We start from the raw sequence: 16,193 nt of genomic DNA, 5'->3' as shown, positions 1-16,193 counted from the left end.
GCGCCGGCTCAGCGGCGGCGGGCGGCGGCACCGGCGAGCGGACCGGTCACGATCGCCTCGTGTTCCTCGGCGGAGGCGTGGCTGTGGAAGGCCACGCGAGCGGACCCGGCGACCAGGAGGGCGTCACCGCGCTGGCAGGACAGTAGGAACGCGCGCTCGCCGTCGGTGAGCCCGAACGCGTCGGCCACCTCGTCAATCGCTTGCGGCGCCTGCCGCAGCAGCACCTGCGTCGCGGCGTTCGAGACGACGGCGCGGCCGGTCTTGGTCGCGAGGACATCGGCGGCGTCCTGGGTCACCACGGTCAGGCCGACGCCGTATTTGCGGGCCGACTTGGCGAGGGTCTCCAGGAACACCCCGCCCCGCCCGGCGGACAGCAACTTCCATGCCTCGTCCACCAGCACCATCCGCAGCACGTCCGGGCGGTCGCCGGAGGCGGTAGCGCCGCGCACGGTCCGCCAGATCGTGTCCAACGTCAGAAGCGTGCCGACCGGATGGAGCTGCTCGGGCAGGTCTTTGAGTGCCCACACAACGAGGTGTCCGTGCGGTGTGACCGTGCTGGGCCCGTCGAAGAGGCCGCGCATGCTGCCGGCCACATAGGGATGCAGCCGGGCCGCGACCCGCCGCCCGGCGTCGTCGGTGGCCTCCAGCGCGGCCATTACGTCGGCGAGCAGCGGCGCCGGCCGTCGCCAGGTGCGCGGGTCGGTGGTGATGCCCTTGGCCCGGTACGCGGCGAGGACTGCTATATCGAGGGAACGGGCCTCGTCGCCGGGCAGCGGCAGGCTCACGGCCGTGTCGCCGGTCCCCATCACGGTCACGAGGGTGTGCATGAACCGTGCCCGGTCGTTGAGGCCGTCCGGGTCGCCCGGTGGCAGATCGAGTGGGTTGATCCGCACGCCCGGCGCGCCGGGCCGGATGACGACGCCGCCGGCCTTCGCGGCCACCTGGAGGTATTCGTCCTCGGGGTCGACCACATGCGCTTCCACGCCGAGGCACAGGTTGCGCCACAGGTCGAGCTTGGCCAGGTACGACTTTCCCTCACCCGAGCGCGCGAGGATGACGGCGTTGTAGTTGGACTGCGCCCACCGGTCCCACACCACGACCCCTGCCGAGTGCAGGTTCAGCCCGTAGAACACGCCCATGCCGCTGTCGATCGCGGTGTCGGGCAGGTCGGGGCTGGCGAACGGAAAGCTCGCGGCGAGGGCGTCGGTGTCGAAGACCCGCGTCATCCGCAGGGCGTCGAAGGCCAGCGGGAGGCTGGTGACCCATGCCTGCAGCTGCCGCCACGTCATCGGCGCGGTATCCAACAGCAGGCTCGCGGCCAGCGACCGGACCTCCGTAACCCGGTCCGCCAGCTCGTCCTCGGTGCTGGCGCGAACGGTCAGGTAGGTGCCGACGCGGAACAGTCGGGATTCGCCCCGGGCGATACGGGACGCCATCTCGGCGGCATCCGCCGCGGCCGCGTCCAGCTCGGGGTCATCGAGTCGGCCGCTGGCCGCGTCGGTGCGCCGGCTCGACTCGAACCGGCCGCGCTGCTTGCGCAGCCGCTGCGAGGCCACCGCCGGCGGGATCGGCTCGATGTGGAAGCACAGGTCGACCAGACCGGGGTAGGACAGGATCGGCTCTGCCCACCCCGCACCCACCTCGGCCGGATAGCCCACCACGGCGAGCGTCGTGGTGTAGGTGTCGCCGACCCGGGCGCTCCTGCCGCCGACCTCGACCGCATCCGGCGATCCGGGAAACACCATCACCGTGTCCGATGTGGCATCTGATATTTCGCTGCGCCGCAGCGGCAGCAGAGCGGAGAACAGGCTCACCACACATCACCTTCATCAGTTGTGGCGTGGGTGAGAGGGCCAGACGGAGCCGTGGGGTCGAGGCTCGCCGCGAGCCGGATCGCGGTGTCCTGCCCGTCCAGCACCTGGGCCGGGACTTCGCAGGCGCCCAGGGCGCGAGCCGCCTGCGCGACCTGGTGAGCTGTGTGGTGCGGGCCGCGCCGGCTGCGCACGGCGACGGTGACCTGCCGGTGCAGCAGCTCGCGCTGGGTCGCGAGGTCGTCGAGGAACGCGGCGTGCGCGCGGGCGGCCTCGTCCAGCGCCGGATGCCGCAGCTCCGGCGCCGCCGCCAGGTACCGGTCGGCGAGGTACGTCAGGTCGACCCGCTGCGCCCGCACGACGATCTGGGTCGGCCCGTCGAGGCTGTGCAGCCAACGGGCGAAACCGCCGACGAGACCATTTTGCTCGGCGGCCGTGCGCAGCCCGAACGCCAGCGTCGACGCGGCGACCAGGCCGGTAGTGCCGTCCGGACCGAGGTCGATCAGCCCGTCCGACGTGATGCCCCTGGCGGGCAGCCGCAGCGGAGCAGGCAGCGGAAGCCGGTCGCCCGGCCCGGCGGTGGTGGCGATCCACGCCGGGCCCGACGCCACCGGACCTTCGGCCGGCACGAGCCGGTGTGGGCTGCGCCGGTGCCGCAACGCCGCCCAGATCCAGGCGTCGAAGCCGGCACCATCGCGGCGACCGACCGCGAGCAGGAACGCCATAGCCGCGACAGGGACCGCACCGGCGAGAAACACCAGCGGGTGCACCACGGTAGCCACGGCGCTCCACGCCGCGTACAGCGCCAGGCCGGCTACGGCGAGGATCAATAACTGGCGCCCCGTCAGCCCGAACGCGAGGCGGTCCGGCCGCTCGATGTCCGCGGCTACCCGAGCGCGAAGCGGCGCCTCGTCGGTACGGCGGTTCACCGCTCACCCCGCCTTCCGGACGTCCGCGACCCGGACGCCCGGGTTGGTGCCGGGGACGGCGGAATCCGCGAAGGCGACCGGGACGAGCCGGGAGCAGCGGGGCGGACCGCCGGTGCCGCAGGCATCGCCGGGGACGGTCCGCTCATCCCGGTCGGTGGGGACGGTAGGCCGGACCGGGATGGGGTCGGCGCCCGTCGTGCGGGCGCGGGCGACGGGACGGCCGTGGTCGTGCGTGCCGCTGGCGCGGCCCGTGACGCCCGGGCCGGGGCCGTCCGGGCGGGCGGCGGGCTGGCCGGTGTCCTTTTGCCAGCGGCTGCTCGCCCGGCAGCGCTGGCCCGCCGCGCCGCTGTGGGCCGGCTGGCGGGGATCGCGCCGCTGCGGGTCACGGCGCGAGAGCTACCGCCCGGTGCCGAGGAGAACACCGGCGCGACCGGGGCCGGTGGGCGCCGAGGAGCGCCATGCGCGGTTGGCGCAGCCGAAAACGTGACGGCCACGGCACGGCCCGGCGGCGCCGAACTCGACGTGGCCGATCCGGCGTCGCTGAAGGCGACCCGTGCCGCCAGGCCGGCCGGGGACGCAGCAGTCGGCTCGGCCGCCGAGGGGTGGGAGAACCGTGCCGCCGGCAGGCTGGCGGACGGGGGCGAGCTCCCTGTCGGGGCGGAGCTTCCCGCCGGGGTCGGCGGGGAACTGAACGTCGGCGGGCCGTTGGTCCCGGACGGGGACGACAGAGGCGTGTGCACGGCCGGGAAATGACTGAACGGCGCCGGTCCCACCGGGGACGGCCGGGCCGGGGACGAACGCGCCGGAGACGAGCGGGCGAGGCGGGCTCCGCCGGTGTGGGGCGGGGACCGGCGGGGACCCGACGAGCGGGGCGTCGTCGCCCGTGCGCCCGCCGCCACGCGCGCCGATCCGGCGGCTCGGGCCGCGCCGGCACCGCGCATGAGCCCCGTCGCCGCACCCAGCGTCTTGATCGTCAGGTACGTATGCACGAGCTGGCCGATGATGCCCCGGCCGCCGCGCTGACCGAGCGGACCAAGGACGAACCGCCGCGTCCAACCCGGCACCTTTATCAAGATCCAGAGCATGGTGAGGCAGACCAGGATGGACAGCAGCCCGTCGCCGGTCGGCAAGCCGAGCACGGTCGGTGCGGTCGGGGTGAGGAAGACCTTCACCGTGGCCATGACCACGATCGCCTGACCGAGCTGCATGCCGAGGCATGCGGCGAAGGCACGCCACCAGGTGTGGGCGATGCTCTCGGTCAGCGGGCTGGCGTGGCAGATCAACGCGGCCGGGGCGATGCCGATGAGCACGATCAGTGCCGCGAGCCGCAGCACGAACGTGAACTCGAGGACCAGGCACATCACGATCACGGCGATGACCAGCAGCGCCAGCATGAAGGCGTGGCCTCGCATGGCCTCGTCAACGATCTGCCGGATCGCGCTCGCGGCGGTCGGCCCGTCGATCGTGTTGCCGGCGATGGCCACGGTGAGCGCGTTGGTCACCTCGATCGCCTTCTGCGCGAGGATCAGGCTGCAATTGGCGAGCACCACGCCTACGGCGAGGCGGGGTAGGACCTGCTTGAGCCCGTAGCGGGTTTGCAAGGTCTCCCGCGAGCTGACCAGGAACCCGCCCGCGACGATGAACAGGATGAAGATCCCGTTCGCGACGACCAGGCTCGTCGTCCAGATGGCCGTGACCTGGTTGTTGCCGGTCAGGTCCGGGGTGGACAGCCACGACTCACCCAGGGCTTCGATCACGGGCTGCAATGCTTGGTCAGCGGCCCACACGACGAGGTCCACGACGGCCTTGCGGATCTGACCGCCGACGTCGTACCAGGCCGGATCGTCGTCCAGGCCCGATGGGCTCGGGGTTCTGGGTGTCGGTTGCGGGATGGGGGCCGGTGTCCCGGTCGCGGGCGTGGACGGCGCCGGGTCCAGCGCGGGCGGTCGCGAGCCCGGGTCCGGCACGCCCGGCTCGGTCGTCGGGGCGCCGGGCGCGGTCGGCGCCGGGCCGGGAGCCGGGCTCGGGTCGGCCAGCGCTGGCCCGACCCACAGCAGGGCCAGACCAGCACAGACCGCGATACCCAACAGCAGCAGCGGAGCCGCGCGCCGGGACGGCCGGCGTGGTCGCGGTGAGCGGGCGGCCATCACGCCACCCACTCGCCGACGATGGTGAGCAGCAACGGCGCGAGCAGGGCACCGGCGTAGCCGATCGCGGCGCTGCGAAGCGCCAACTTGCCCTTCTCGACCTCGCCGGGTTCACCACTGGTGTAGCGGAAGAACCCCACCGTCAGGCACAGCGTCGCCCAGGCGGCGAGGATCCCCATCATCCAGATGCGGATGTTGCCGACAACTTCTGCGATCGAATCGACGGCCAGCATCACCGGGGCGGGCTCGGCCGCGTAGGCGGCGTGCGGCGTGGCGACGACCGCCAGCGCCACCGCGGCGGTACCGAGTACGGCTGCGGACCCGGCGCGGGCCGGGCGACGCGGGTATCGACGCTGGTCAGACCCGATGGGCCGACCGTGTCGCTCGGTCGCGAGGCGGCGGCGATCGGCCGCCTCGTGACGGGCAGACCAAACGGATCTCATGGACTGGGCACCTCCGGTGCGGCACTCCCCCGGGCCGCCCCTTGCACAGGGCTCTGCCGGGGGCTGGCGCGCGTTGTCGCTCGGCGAAGGCGGGACCAGGGACGATGCGCGAGAGGTGACCTCTGCCGACCAACGCGGCCGTCCTCCTCACCAGAAAGGCGATGGGGGCCAGGACCGTACGGAGTGTCAGCGCCGTCAGCGGATCAGGTCGGTGGGTCACCGGCGCGGAGAAAGTCCCGCACTTGGAGATACAGATTCGGGGCCCGTCTTGGACATCTGGCCGGGAAAGAGCAGCTCAGACGCGTTGTGGCTGGTCCGCCCCGGGGGTCGTCGTGGCTTCGCTGATCACGGCTGTGTCGGTGTCGGTCAAAGCCCCGGACTGGATCGCCGCGACGAGGCGCTCCTCGGCGCGAGCGCGGGCCTTGGAGACCGCCCAGTAGGTCTTGCCGTGGCGGTGGGCGTATTCAGCGACCGACGTGTCCTCCAGCCGAGTGGCGCCGATCAAGTCGGCCTCGGCGGCGGTGATGACACCGGCTGTGACCGCGCAGGCCAGGACGAAATCCGGGTGCCCGGACGGTGCCGGCGGCGGCGCGGAGCCGGGCGCATTGCCGGTCACGTCGGCGCGGCGCGGCTCGCTGGCCCGCAGCGCCGCGCGGGCGGTCACCAGGGCGGCGCTGCACAGCCGCTGCACGACTCGCGGGCCGGCGGGCCTGACCTGCCGCAACGCAGCCAGGAAGCCGGTCAGCACCTCGGCCTGCACATCGCCGCTGTGGACACGGGACAGCCGCCGAGCGGCGGCGCGCAGGCCCGGCAGAGCCACACCCGCGGCACCGACCACCCAGGCCGGGCCGCTCGTGCGGGCACGCTCGATCAGCAGCCGCCACACCGTGTCGCTCGCGCGGTAGCTGCATGACGGGTGCATCAGGATCGCGGCCAGCTCGTGCAACGGGATCCGCCGGGCCGGTAGGCCGTGGCCGATCTCGGCACCGTCGATGGACAGCGGCTCCGGCCCGGCCGTGAGCAGCCGGAACGTGGTCTCCGCGACGTCCAGCGGCGCGTCACCACGCACGATCGGCGATACCGGCGATCCGGCGGCGGGCATGGTCGAGCGAATGCGCTCAGGCATGAGGAATCCCCCGAAGGTGGGCGATGGAGTGCCGGCGACCGACGGGGGCCGTCCGGCGGGACGTCATCCATCCCGCCACCTCGGTTGAACAGACCATGAACAAGATCGGCCAAGCGGGGGGTTGAACAACCTCGGCGCTGCGCCCTGCCAACCACGTCGACGCGTCCGAGGTCAACCCTCCGGAGACTCACGTCGTGCGTTGCTGTTCAACCCGGCGGCGTGCGTGTTCAAGCCGAGCGCCTCCACCGCCGAGGCGATAGCCGGCACCACCCTGCGGCGAGGTTGAACATCGATGTGGTGTCCCGCGCCTACTGGCACCGACCAGCCGCGAGCGGGACACCTTGAGCCGAGATCGTGTTCAACCCTCCTGCGGCTTGTTCAAGGCCGCGCGGCCCGTGTTCAAGGCGGCGCGGCCCGCCATGCGATCTTGTTCAACCACCGCGCTGATCTTGTTCAAGCTCTGAAGTGACCTTGTTCAAGGCCCACCGCCGGAATAGCGATCTTGTTCAAGGGAGTGGCCCCGCTTCGCCGGGGCCACAGCACGCGCAGCGTCTCCTCCCGAGGCACGCCCGACCGCGCTGACCAGGGTGTTCAACCCTCCAACGATCTTGTTCAAGGCGCTGCCGAGGGGCGGGGTCTCGACGGGCACGCGACGGCTGGCCGATCTCGCGTTGTCCAAAACAGCCCCGAAATCTGTATCCCTAAGTGTCAGCGCTTTCAGCGGACGCGGCCCACACGCCGATGCCGCACTCGCACCACACCGACCCGGACGCCCGCGCGCAGCGGGTACCCATCGGGTTGTTCCTCCCCGGACCGCGCGGCGCCAGCCTGCCGCCGATAGCCTCGCCGGACTTGCCCGACTGGCAGGGCCTCTCCGCGCTGGGCGTCGCGCAACTGATCGGCCGCTACACCCGCCCCGGCGACACCGTGCTCGCCCTCGACGCGCACCCGGCTATCGCCGCCGCCTGCGGCTACCTGGACCGGGCCACGGGCGAGATCGCCGGCAACCCGCAGCGCATTCCCGCGCCCGCCCACCGTGCCGCGCTGCTGCTGGCCCCGCTGCCCCGACCCGGACTCGACAGCGCCGACCTGCACGGCCTGGTCGCCGCGTTCCAGCAGTGGCGGCCGACGCTGCGCCCTGGCGGGTTCCTTCTCGTGGCGCTCACCGTCCGGCCGCCGGCCGCGGGCTCCATCAGTGAGCGCAGCACGGTCATCACCGCCGCCCGCGCGGCCGGGTTCCTCTACCACCAGCACCTGCCGATCGTGCTGGCCCCACTGCCCGACCAGGAGCCCCGCACCGACCCGAGTCGCGAGCTGTCACACCCGATGAGCCTGCCCGGCGGCCGGCACAGAGTCACCCACCGGGACCTGCTCGCCTTCGCCGTCACCACGACGCCAAGCAAGGAGGCCAACCGTGGCTGACCACCAGCAGCCCACGCCCGCCACCAGCGACAGCGACGACTCGTCCGGGAACCTTCCACCCGGCTCGGTCTGGCTGACCGGACAGACGCCCTCCCGGCAACTGCGCACCGGCCGCTATATGCCGGACGCCATCAAGCACCCCGGCAAAATGCTGCCAACGATCAGTCGCTACGCCATCCACACCTACACCTCACCCGGCGACATCGTGCTGGACCCGATGGCCGGCATCGGCACCACCGTGGTCGAGGCCATGCACCTCGGCCGACACGGCATCGGCATCGAATACGAGCCCCGGTGGGCTGACCTCGCCGCCGCGAACATCCGCCTCGCCGAACGTCACGGCGCCACCGGGCGCGGCAACATCTACGCCGGAGACGCCCGCCGGGTCCTGCCCGTCCTGCCCGACAACGTCCAAGGGCAAGCCGCCCTCATCATCACCTCGCCCCCCTACGGCGCCTCAGTGCACGGCCGTTCCGTCACCCCCGGCCGCACGAAGGGCAAAGTTCACAGGATCCACGACAGCTACGGCCGCGATCCCGACAACCTCGCCCACCGCAGCCACGGCGAGCTCGCGGCCGGCTTCACCGAAATCCTCACCGCCTCCATGGGCCTGCTGCGGCCCGGCGGGCACCTCCTCATCACCGCGCGCCCGTACCGCCGCGACGGCGAACTCATCGACATCCCCGGCATGGCTGAGGCCGCCGGCATCCACGCCGGTTTCCACCTCGTCGAGAACTGCATCGCGCTCATCTGCGCCGTCCACAACGGCCAGGCGATACGACGCGCCTCCTTCTTCCAGCAGAAGAACGTCGGCGAAGCCATCGCCGCCGGCGACCCGCAATGGCTCGTACAGCACGAAGACGCGGTGATCCTCCGGGCACCGAAGTTCGCCGCGAGTTTCGGTGAACCCGAGCGTCCACGTGCGACGGTGCGAAGTCCTCACGAAGATCAGCTCCCGACACTCCCACCGCTGGTCGAGGTCTCATCCGGTGGGCCCGCCGCTAGAGGTGTGGCATGACCGGCCGTCAGCCGAAGGTCCCAGACGCCCATTCGACTTGGTCGTCAGGGCCAGTCACGCTCTACACCGGCGACGCTCGAGACGTACTCGCCAACATGTCGGACGCGTCCGTGGACTGCATCGTGACGTCTCCGCCGTACTGGGGGCTGCGCTCCTACGACACCGGGCAGTGGTGCGGTGGTCGCAGCGGCTGCGGTCACACGGCCGCTTCGGATCCGACGACGGCGGCTCAGCCGCGCTCGTGCCCGGCCTGCGGAGCGACGTGGGTCGACGGTCAATACGGCCAGGAGGCGACCGTCAGCGAGTACGTCGACCACCTCGTGGGGGTGTTCGACCAGGCCCGCCGCGTTCTGCACCCGCAGGGCACGCTGTGGCTCAACCTCGGCGACTCCTACGCCGGCACCGGCGGCCGCAACGCCCGGCCGCACGGCCCGAACAGCATCATCCGGGGCAGCTACCAGCGGCGGCAGTGGTCACCTGGCGCCGTCTCTGGCCTCACGGCGAAGAACCTCGTTGGCATCCCCTGGCGCGTCGCTCTCGCCCTCCAAACCCAAGGCTGGATCTTGAGGAATGCGGCGGTCTGGGCGAAGACCAACGCACAGCCCTCGCCCGTCCGGGATCGCCTTACCACCACGTACGAGATGGTCTTCCTCTTCACCCGCGGCCAGCGCTACTTCTTCGACCTCGACGCCATCCGCATCCCGGTCAAATATCCCCACGACCGGCGTCGCCGTTCCGCAACCGGCAGCACACGAGGTCACGACCCGAGCAGAACGCCGGGCAAAAACCCCGGCGACGTCTGGGCGTTCCCGACCCGACCGCTTCGCGAGGCGCACTTCGCCGCCTACCCGATCGAGATCCCGTTGCGGTGCATCGCGTCCGGATGCCGCCCAGGCGGCACCGTCCTCGACCCGTTCAGCGGCGCCGCCACCACCGGGATCGCCGCACTCCAACTCGGACGCCAGTACATCGGCATCGACTTGAGCGCGAAGTACGCAAGGATCGCCGAACATCGACTGCACGGTCACCTCAACCGGCCCGAGCCCGGCACGGCCGCACATGCCTAGGCCGGCCGGAAAGATCAGGTGCACAACACCGCCCATCCGAGTCCCGGCTGAAACACGCGACGCGGGCCGAGAAAAGGCATGTGGTACCCAGAACCTCACCTGCCCCGGGCACGACGAGCTGATCGACGGGTCCATCCGGGTTCTCGCCGACTGCGTCCCTCAGCCCCGACGGCGCGGCGTCGCGCCCCCCAGCCGGCTTGATCACTCCACCCCCTTACGCATGGATCGACGTCCACAACCGGCGCCCCGCGCGAACGCGGGCGGTAGCGCCACCGGACACCCGGCCCACCCGGGCCGGGACGCTGAAAGGACACCCGATCCGTGCCCGCCCTACCTACGCCCCACGCCGGGGTCCGGGACGAACGACAACCGGCCGTTTGCCGACCCCGACGCAACCCCGCAGGCAGGCCCGTCCGATGCGGCAGGCCAGCGATGACCACGCCGACCACCGCCGCAGAATGGCGGCCCGACCCGCTCCTGACCATCGATGATGTCGCAGCCTGGCTCGGCAAGCCGAAGAACACCCTCTACGCCTGGCACAGCCGAGGCAAAGGACCCCGCGCCATCCGAGTCGGCAACACCCTGCGCTACCGGCGCAGCGAGGTCGAACACTGGCTCGACACCCAGACCGACCCGGAGCGCTGAACCATGGCCCGACCACCGCTCCCGATCGGCACCTGGGGCAACATCCGCACCAAGCAACTCGGACCCAACCGGCACTGCGCCCGAGCCCGATACCGCGACCACGATGGCAAAACGCGCGACGTCGAGGCCACAGATACCACGGGCCCAGCCGCCATCCGCGCGCTCAAGATCAAACTACGAGACCGGGTAACCCCTAACGACGACGAGATCACCAGGGAGACACACGTCAGCACACTCGCCACGATCTGGCTGGCCGAGATCGTGGCGGAGGAGCGGGTGTCGCCACAAACCATCAGCCGGTACGAAATCAGCGTGCGCGTATCGATCGTCCCTGCGCTCGGCCTGCTCCGCATTCGCGAGGCCGGCGCAGGGCGTATCGATAAGTTCCTCCGCAAAGTCGCCGTTGACCGTCCATCAGCAGCCAGGGGAGCCAAGGTCGTCCTTGGTCAGATGTTCGCTCTGGCAGTACGCCGTGGCGCGTTGACGACCAACCCAGTGCGCGAGACCAGCCGGCTACCTAACCCGCGCAAAAATGTGGTAGCCCTCAAACACGAGCAACTCGAAAGCGTCCGCTCCGCCATCCGGAACTGGCAGCAACCCACGCTAGGGAAGTCCGGGCCCCGGCCAACCGGCGACCTAGCTGACATCATCGATCTGCTGCTCGCCACCGGCGCCCGCATCGGTGAGGTTCTGGCCGTGCGGTGGCAGGACATAGATCTCGCCGCCCAACGCCCGACCCTCACTATCAGCGGCACAATCGTCTACCTCAAAAGCAAGGGCTTCTTTCGCCAGGACTGGACCAAGTCCGACGCCGGCTTCCGGACCATTTTTCTGCCCCAGTTTGCCGTGGCGATGCTCATGGCGCGCAAGGTCACCGCCGCCAGCAACCTCAATGACGCCATCTTCGCATCGCGACGTGGCACGTGGCTGTCGCCACAGAACGTCCGCCGGCAGTGGCGTCAGGCGCGCACTGACACAGGTCTCGAATGGGTAACGCCACACACTTTCCGCAAGACCGTCGCCACCCTTATCGACAGTGAGGCCGACGCCGACAGCGCCGCCGCCCAGCTCGGGCATGCAAGCAAGGAGATCACCAAGAAGCACTACATCGTCAAACCCGCTCTCGCACCGGACAGCTCGCAGATACTTGAGCGACTCGGCGCGGACCGGCCGACTGACGCCCTAGACCGCCGAGACCGCGGGAGACGGCGAGCGGCCTAGGTGGTCAGGCCACTAATCCGCGGCACCCCAATCCGATGGGCGATCCCGAATCTGATCGCCGCCAGGCGTTTTCGGGGGGTTTCCAGGGGGCGACTCAGAACCATATAGATAAACATAAGGCCCTGACTGGCATCGCTGCTGGTCAGGGCCTTTTCGTGAGCCGCCTGACGGAATCGAACCGTCGACCTACGCATTACGAGTGCGTCGCTCTGACCGACTGAGCTAAGGCGGCGTGCCGGCGTGCGGCCCGCCAAGCATACGGCACCGTTGTCGGTGTCACGCCACCGGTCGTACTCCCGATCGACGGGTGTGCCGCGCCTGTCCGGCGCCGCTAGGCTCCGCACGTGACGGATGATGCCACCGTTTCGCCCCCCGTCCAGCGCCTCCCGCAGACCGAGGCCATGCCCACCCGGCGGCCCCGACCGCGGAGCATGGATCCGATCGAGCTCGGCTTCAAGCCCCGCCCGGCGGTCCCGTGGCTCGGGCCGTTGCTGTTGCTGAGCACCGGCGTACGCACGCTGCTGGCCATCCTGTTCGGTGCCTACCTCGACAAGCGCGAGCTGCAGAACGCCCTGTCCGGCGACGTGCACGAGGAGCCCGGCACCGACGGCGAGCTGTGGCTCGACTATGTCGCCGACCTCGGTGACGGCTTCAACTCGACCTACTCGGTCGCCTACCTGCTCGCGCAGCCCGAGATCGAGATCGACGGCCGGACGCTGCCCCGCGGCCAGGTGCTGGTGATGGGCGGCGACCAGGTCTATCCGACCGCGAGCGCGCCCGCCTACGAGGACCGCTGCAAGGGCCCCTACACGGCCGCGCTGCCCTGCCCGCCCGACGGAGCGCCGCAGCCGACGCTCTACGCGGTGCCCGGCAACCACGACTGGTACGACGGCCTGACCGCGTTCCTGCGCCTCTTCGCCCGGCAGCGTGACGCCTCGCTGGGCGGCTGGCGCACCAAGCAGTCCCGCTCCTACTTCGCCGTCCGCCTGCCGGCCGACTGGTGGCTGCTGGCGCTCGACGAGCAGTTCGGCGCGTACGTCGACGACCCGCAGCTCAACTACTTCGAGGCCGCGGCCCGCCAGTTCGGCCCGGACGCCAAGATCATCCTCGCGGTGCCCGAGCCGTCGTGGGTCAAGGCGGCGATCGAGAAGAGCCCCGAGGCGTACGACGCGGTCGACTACTTCATCCGCACGATCATCGCGCCGACCGGGGCGCGGGTCCGGCTGATGCTCTCCGGCGACCTGCACCACTACGCCCGTTACAGCGGCGCCGACCGCGAGTTGGTCACCTGCGGCGGCGGGGGCGCCTATCTCTACCCGACCCACCAGCTACCCACCGAGATCCCGGTGCCGCCGCCGGACACGCTGGCCCGCAAGTCCAGCCAGTCGCGGCCGTACGCGCTGGCGGCCACCTACCCCGACGCGGCGACGTCGCGCCGCCTCGGCTGGGGCATCTTCGGCCGGCTGCCCACCCGCAACGCCGGCTTCACCACGCTGATCGGCGGCCTGCAGACGATGCTGATGCTGGCCATGGCCGGCATCGCCACCCAGCAGCGCGACGAGACGGGGCTGCGGCTCTTCAGCATCCCGCTGGTCGCGATCCTGGTGGTCACCCTGCTCGGGGCCGCGTTCTTCGCGAAGCCGCCGACCGCGACCGGCGGCCGCTCCTGGCGGCACATCATCCTCGGCGGCGGACACGGGCTGGCCCAGGTGGCGCTGGCCGTGCTCGGCACCTGGCTGTGGCTGATGACCCCGTTCCCGGACTGGCCGTGGCCGTTCTCGCTGCTGATCGCGATCGCCCTCTACGGGCCGCTGGCCGGCCTGGTCGGCTCCCAGGTGGTCGCGCTCTACCTGCTGATCGCCTGCCGGTTCGGGGTCAACGTCAACGAGTTGTACGCGGGCCAGGGCATCGACGACGTCAAGAGCTTCCTGCGCCTGCACGTCGCGGCCGACGGCGCACTGACGGTCTACCCGGTGGCGATCGACCGCATCTGCCGCGAATGGCGCCCGAACCCGGCGGCCCCCGGCGACCGTCCCTGGTTGGAGCCGGCGCAGTCGCTGACGGTCCGCGCGGCCGACCAACCGTTCGTGCTCCGGTAGGTCAGTTGCTGTTGTACTGCGCGTCGTGGGCCTTGCGCGGGCCGCAGACGCTGGCCCGGCTGCACGAGCAGCGGGAGCCGTCGGCGTCGAGCCGGACCACGACCGAGTCGCGCGGCACGCTGTGTGCGACCACCCGGCCGTCACCCTCCGGGGTGCTGACCCGGGCGCCCACCGCGGGCGCGCTGGCCTGGAAGCTCTGGTAGAGCGGGTGCTCGTACTTCAGGCAGCACATCAGCCGCCCGCAGGCGCCCGAGATGCGCAGCGGGTTGAGCGGCAGGTCCTGGTCCTTGGCCATCCGGATCGTGACCGGCTCGAAGTCGGTGAGGAACGTGGCGCAGCACAGGTCACGCCCGCACGAGCCGATGCCGCCCTGCACCCGCGCGGAGTCACGGGCCGAGAGTTGCCGCAACTCGACCCGGCAGTGCAGGGTCGCGCCGAGGTCCCGCACGAGTGAGCGGAAGTCGACCCGGTGCGGCGCCGTGAAGTAGATCGTGGTGCGGGCGCTCGCGCCGGACGCGTCGAGCACGTGATCGACCGCGACCACCTTCATCGGCAGCGCGTGCTCGCGGATCAGCTTCTTGGCCGCCGCCTTGGCCTCGGCCTTGCGTCGCCGCTGCGTCTCGTCGCGCTTGAGGTCGGCGTCGGTGGCCATGCCGGCCAGCTTCGGAAAACCTGACGTTTCCTCGTCGACCCACTGCGCGGCCCAGACGCACTCCGCCACCTCGGTGCCGTCGTCGGTCGGCACGAGGACCCGGTCGCCGACCGCAGGGGTCAGGCCGCCCGGATCAAGGTAGTAGAGGCGGCCGTAACGGTTGAAACTGACCGCGCACAGCATGCCCATAGCCGTCACCTTACGTCGGCCGGTGTGGCGTACACGACCATGCGACTTTTGGACGAATTGCACTGACCGTACGAATGGGACAGCGTTCGTCGCCGCAACCGCCCTCCCGGGTCGTCGTTGGCCGTGGTGCGTGAGGCTTCGGGGGTCGGCACACTCGGGTCGTGCCGACCCCCGATTCGTATCGATGTCCGCAGCCGGACGGCTGAAAGCGGCGTCGATCCCGCGACAAGCGGAACCGGCAGGCGTTGAGTGGAGCCACAAGCCTGCGGGGGGTGCAGGAAAGGCCACGGCGTCGCAGCCGGAGCGGATGCTCCTGAGCGCGACGCCGTCGCCATTCGTGAAACATGCACGCGTACGCGAGAATGCGTCGATGACCGACGCTCCAGCCTGGCGGGCCTGGGTCCGCTTCCCGTTCGACAACTGGCCGAGCCGGATCTACCTGCTCCTCGTGGCGGCCGCGGTCGCCTACTACGCGATCGACTCGACCGTCACCCGCCCGGACGCCTCGTTCGCGTCGATCTACATGCTGATCCTGACCGCGCCGATCTCGCTGCTGGCCACCCTCAAGCTGGTCGGGGTCGTGATCGGCGCGCTGGTCAACGCCACCGTCATCGGCGCGCTGGCGCACCTAGGCCGGGCGCGGGCCCGGGCGTAGCTCGACGCAGCACTCCCCCGGACGCGGCGCCAGCACGGCGTCGACGCCGGTCGCCTCGAGGCCGGCGAGGACGCCGCCCAGGTAGGCGTGGTTGATCCCGCAGACCAGATCCGGCTCGCGCGCGGCGAGCTGATGGAACGGGCAGTTGCGCAGCCGCACCTCGCCCGACGCGGTGCGGGCCGGCTCGAACCCGGCACGGTCGAGCGTCGCCTCGGTCAGCGTCAGCGACCGCTCCGGGCCCAGCCGGCCCGGACGGATGCGCGCGCGCTCACCCGCACCCCACTCCCGGCCCCGCTCGCGCGCCGTGCGCAGGGCCGCCGCCCGGGCGTCCTCTCCGGGCTGCTGGGTGACGACCGCGTCGACCAGGATCTCGGCGATCAGGTCGGGGCGCCGCTCCGGGATGCTGACCCGGATGTCGACCTCGGCCAGCTCGTAGACCTTCGGCCGGCGACCGACCCTGGGCAGGCCGCCGGGGCCTTCGCGGCCCGCGCGCAGCAGGCCCGCCGCGACGAGCTTGTCGAGGTGGAAGGCGGCCAGCTTGGCCGAGATGCCGACGGCGGCGGCCGCCTCCTCGCGGGTCACCGGCCGGCGGACGCGGCGCACGAAACCGAACAACCCGCGGCGCTGCGCGTCGGCAAGCACCGCGACGGCCTCGACGGGGGTGTTGTTCACCTGTCCATGATAACGCCAAATTTCGCTGGCGAAACCCATACCTGTTGACTCGATCCTTGAATAAGGCTAAGACTGGTTAGTGAAATAGAGGAGAGGA

At 71.1% G+C, this 16,193-nt stretch carries 14 protein-coding genes and 1 tRNA gene; 7 read left to right on the top strand and 8 right to left on the bottom strand.

Annotated elements, in window-relative coordinates; translation table 11 throughout:
• Positions 1–8 precede the first annotated feature (8 nt).
• From Asi02nite_RS18170 to Asi02nite_RS18150, 5 genes are all read right to left on the bottom strand, one after another.
• Positions 9–1,814: a VirB4 family type IV secretion system protein gene (locus Asi02nite_RS18170; protein ID WP_203714477.1), complete on the bottom strand. Its 1,806-nt coding sequence runs from the start codon at positions 1,812–1,814 to the stop codon at positions 9–11.
• Complete coding sequence (locus Asi02nite_RS18165; RefSeq protein WP_203714476.1) at positions 1,811–2,740, bottom strand: PrgI family protein; 930 nt, start codon at positions 2,738–2,740, stop codon at positions 1,811–1,813. The genes Asi02nite_RS18170 and Asi02nite_RS18165 overlap by 4 nt, the downstream gene beginning before the upstream one ends.
• Positions 2,737–4,899: a TrbL/VirB6 family protein gene (locus tag Asi02nite_RS18160; RefSeq protein ID WP_239126792.1), complete on the bottom strand. Its 2,163-nt coding sequence runs from the start codon at positions 4,897–4,899 to the stop codon at positions 2,737–2,739. Before Asi02nite_RS18160 ends, Asi02nite_RS18165 begins: the two co-directional genes overlap by 4 nt.
• Positions 4,887–5,330, bottom strand: coding sequence for a pilin (locus Asi02nite_RS18155; RefSeq protein ID WP_373312279.1), 444 nt, complete (start codon positions 5,328–5,330; stop codon positions 4,887–4,889). The genes Asi02nite_RS18160 and Asi02nite_RS18155 overlap by 13 nt, the downstream gene beginning before the upstream one ends.
• A 295-nt stretch (positions 5,331–5,625) precedes the next feature.
• A complete protein-coding gene (locus Asi02nite_RS18150) occupies positions 5,626–6,456 on the bottom strand; it encodes a hypothetical protein (protein WP_203714469.1) in 831 nt (276 codons plus the stop codon).
• A 705-nt stretch (positions 6,457–7,161) separates the two neighbouring features.
• Between Asi02nite_RS18150 and Asi02nite_RS18145 the strand changes: the two genes are divergently transcribed.
• The 5 genes from Asi02nite_RS18145 (at position 7,162) to Asi02nite_RS18125 (ending at position 11,829) form a co-directional block, all read left to right on the top strand.
• On the top strand, positions 7,162–7,878 hold the full coding sequence (locus Asi02nite_RS18145; RefSeq protein WP_239126791.1) for a hypothetical protein: 717 nt from the start codon (positions 7,162–7,164) through the stop codon (positions 7,876–7,878).
• A gap of 73 nt (positions 7,879–7,951) precedes the next feature.
• On the top strand, positions 7,952–8,896 hold the full coding sequence (locus Asi02nite_RS18140; protein WP_239126806.1) for a TRM11 family SAM-dependent methyltransferase: 945 nt from the start codon (positions 7,952–7,954) through the stop codon (positions 8,894–8,896).
• Complete coding sequence (locus tag Asi02nite_RS18135) at positions 8,893–9,963, top strand: DNA-methyltransferase (protein ID WP_308440162.1); 1,071 nt, start codon at positions 8,893–8,895, stop codon at positions 9,961–9,963. The genes Asi02nite_RS18140 and Asi02nite_RS18135 overlap by 4 nt, the downstream gene beginning before the upstream one ends.
• Before the next feature lie 432 nt (positions 9,964–10,395).
• Positions 10,396–10,608, top strand: coding sequence for a helix-turn-helix transcriptional regulator (locus Asi02nite_RS18130; protein ID WP_203714464.1), 213 nt, complete (start codon positions 10,396–10,398; stop codon positions 10,606–10,608).
• A gap of 3 nt (positions 10,609–10,611) precedes the next feature.
• Positions 10,612–11,829, top strand: a complete 1,218-nt coding sequence (locus Asi02nite_RS18125) for a tyrosine-type recombinase/integrase (RefSeq protein ID WP_203714462.1) — start codon at positions 10,612–10,614, stop codon at positions 11,827–11,829.
• Between the two features lie 158 nt (positions 11,830–11,987).
• Here Asi02nite_RS18125 and Asi02nite_RS18120 read toward each other — a convergent pair.
• Positions 11,988–12,061, bottom strand: a tRNA-Thr gene (locus Asi02nite_RS18120).
• Between the two features lie 169 nt (positions 12,062–12,230).
• Here Asi02nite_RS18120 and Asi02nite_RS18115 point away from each other — a divergent pair.
• A complete protein-coding gene (locus tag Asi02nite_RS18115) occupies positions 12,231–13,928 on the top strand; it encodes a metallophosphoesterase family protein (protein ID WP_239126805.1) in 1,698 nt (565 codons plus the stop codon).
• Between the two features lies 1 nt (position 13,929).
• On the opposite strand, the gene Asi02nite_RS18110 is transcribed toward Asi02nite_RS18115, so the two are convergent.
• Positions 13,930–14,769, bottom strand: a complete 840-nt coding sequence (locus tag Asi02nite_RS18110) for a PSP1 domain-containing protein (protein ID WP_203714459.1) — start codon at positions 14,767–14,769, stop codon at positions 13,930–13,932.
• A gap of 370 nt (positions 14,770–15,139) precedes the next feature.
• On the opposite strand from Asi02nite_RS18110, the gene Asi02nite_RS18105 reads away from it, so the two are divergent.
• Positions 15,140–15,424, top strand: coding sequence for an SCO4225 family membrane protein (locus Asi02nite_RS18105; protein WP_203714457.1), 285 nt, complete (start codon positions 15,140–15,142; stop codon positions 15,422–15,424).
• On the opposite strand, the gene Asi02nite_RS18100 is transcribed toward Asi02nite_RS18105, so the two are convergent.
• A complete protein-coding gene (locus Asi02nite_RS18100; protein WP_239126789.1) occupies positions 15,398–16,096 on the bottom strand; it encodes a helix-turn-helix transcriptional regulator in 699 nt (232 codons plus the stop codon). The genes Asi02nite_RS18105 and Asi02nite_RS18100 overlap by 27 nt on opposite strands.
• Between the last annotated feature and the right edge of the window lie 97 nt (positions 16,097–16,193).

The organism is Asanoa siamensis, from assembly GCF_016862555.1.
In the GTDB taxonomy this organism is placed as follows: domain Bacteria; phylum Actinomycetota; class Actinomycetes; order Mycobacteriales; family Micromonosporaceae; genus Asanoa; species Asanoa siamensis.
The sequence above is the reverse complement of the archived record's forward strand: the minus strand, read 5'-3'. Positions and strand labels throughout refer to the sequence as shown.

Coding starts and splice junctions, on each gene's coding strand:
- Asi02nite_RS18155 (WP_373312279.1), bottom strand. CDS start 5,330: ATGAGATCCGTTTGGTCTGCCCGTCACGAGGCGGCCGATCGCCGCCGC.
- Asi02nite_RS18150 (WP_203714469.1), bottom strand. CDS start 6,456: ATGCCTGAGCGCATTCGCTCGACCATGCCCGCCGCCGGATCGCCGGTA.
- Asi02nite_RS18135 (WP_308440162.1), top strand. CDS start 8,893: ATGACCGGCCGTCAGCCGAAGGTCCCAGACGCCCATTCGACTTGGTCG.
- Asi02nite_RS18130 (WP_203714464.1), top strand. CDS start 10,396: ATGACCACGCCGACCACCGCCGCAGAATGGCGGCCCGACCCGCTCCTG.
- Asi02nite_RS18125 (WP_203714462.1), top strand. CDS start 10,612: ATGGCCCGACCACCGCTCCCGATCGGCACCTGGGGCAACATCCGCACC.
- Asi02nite_RS18115 (WP_239126805.1), top strand. CDS start 12,231: ATGCCCACCCGGCGGCCCCGACCGCGGAGCATGGATCCGATCGAGCTC.
- Asi02nite_RS18110 (WP_203714459.1), bottom strand. CDS start 14,769: ATGGGCATGCTGTGCGCGGTCAGTTTCAACCGTTACGGCCGCCTCTAC.
- Asi02nite_RS18105 (WP_203714457.1), top strand. CDS start 15,140: ATGACCGACGCTCCAGCCTGGCGGGCCTGGGTCCGCTTCCCGTTCGAC.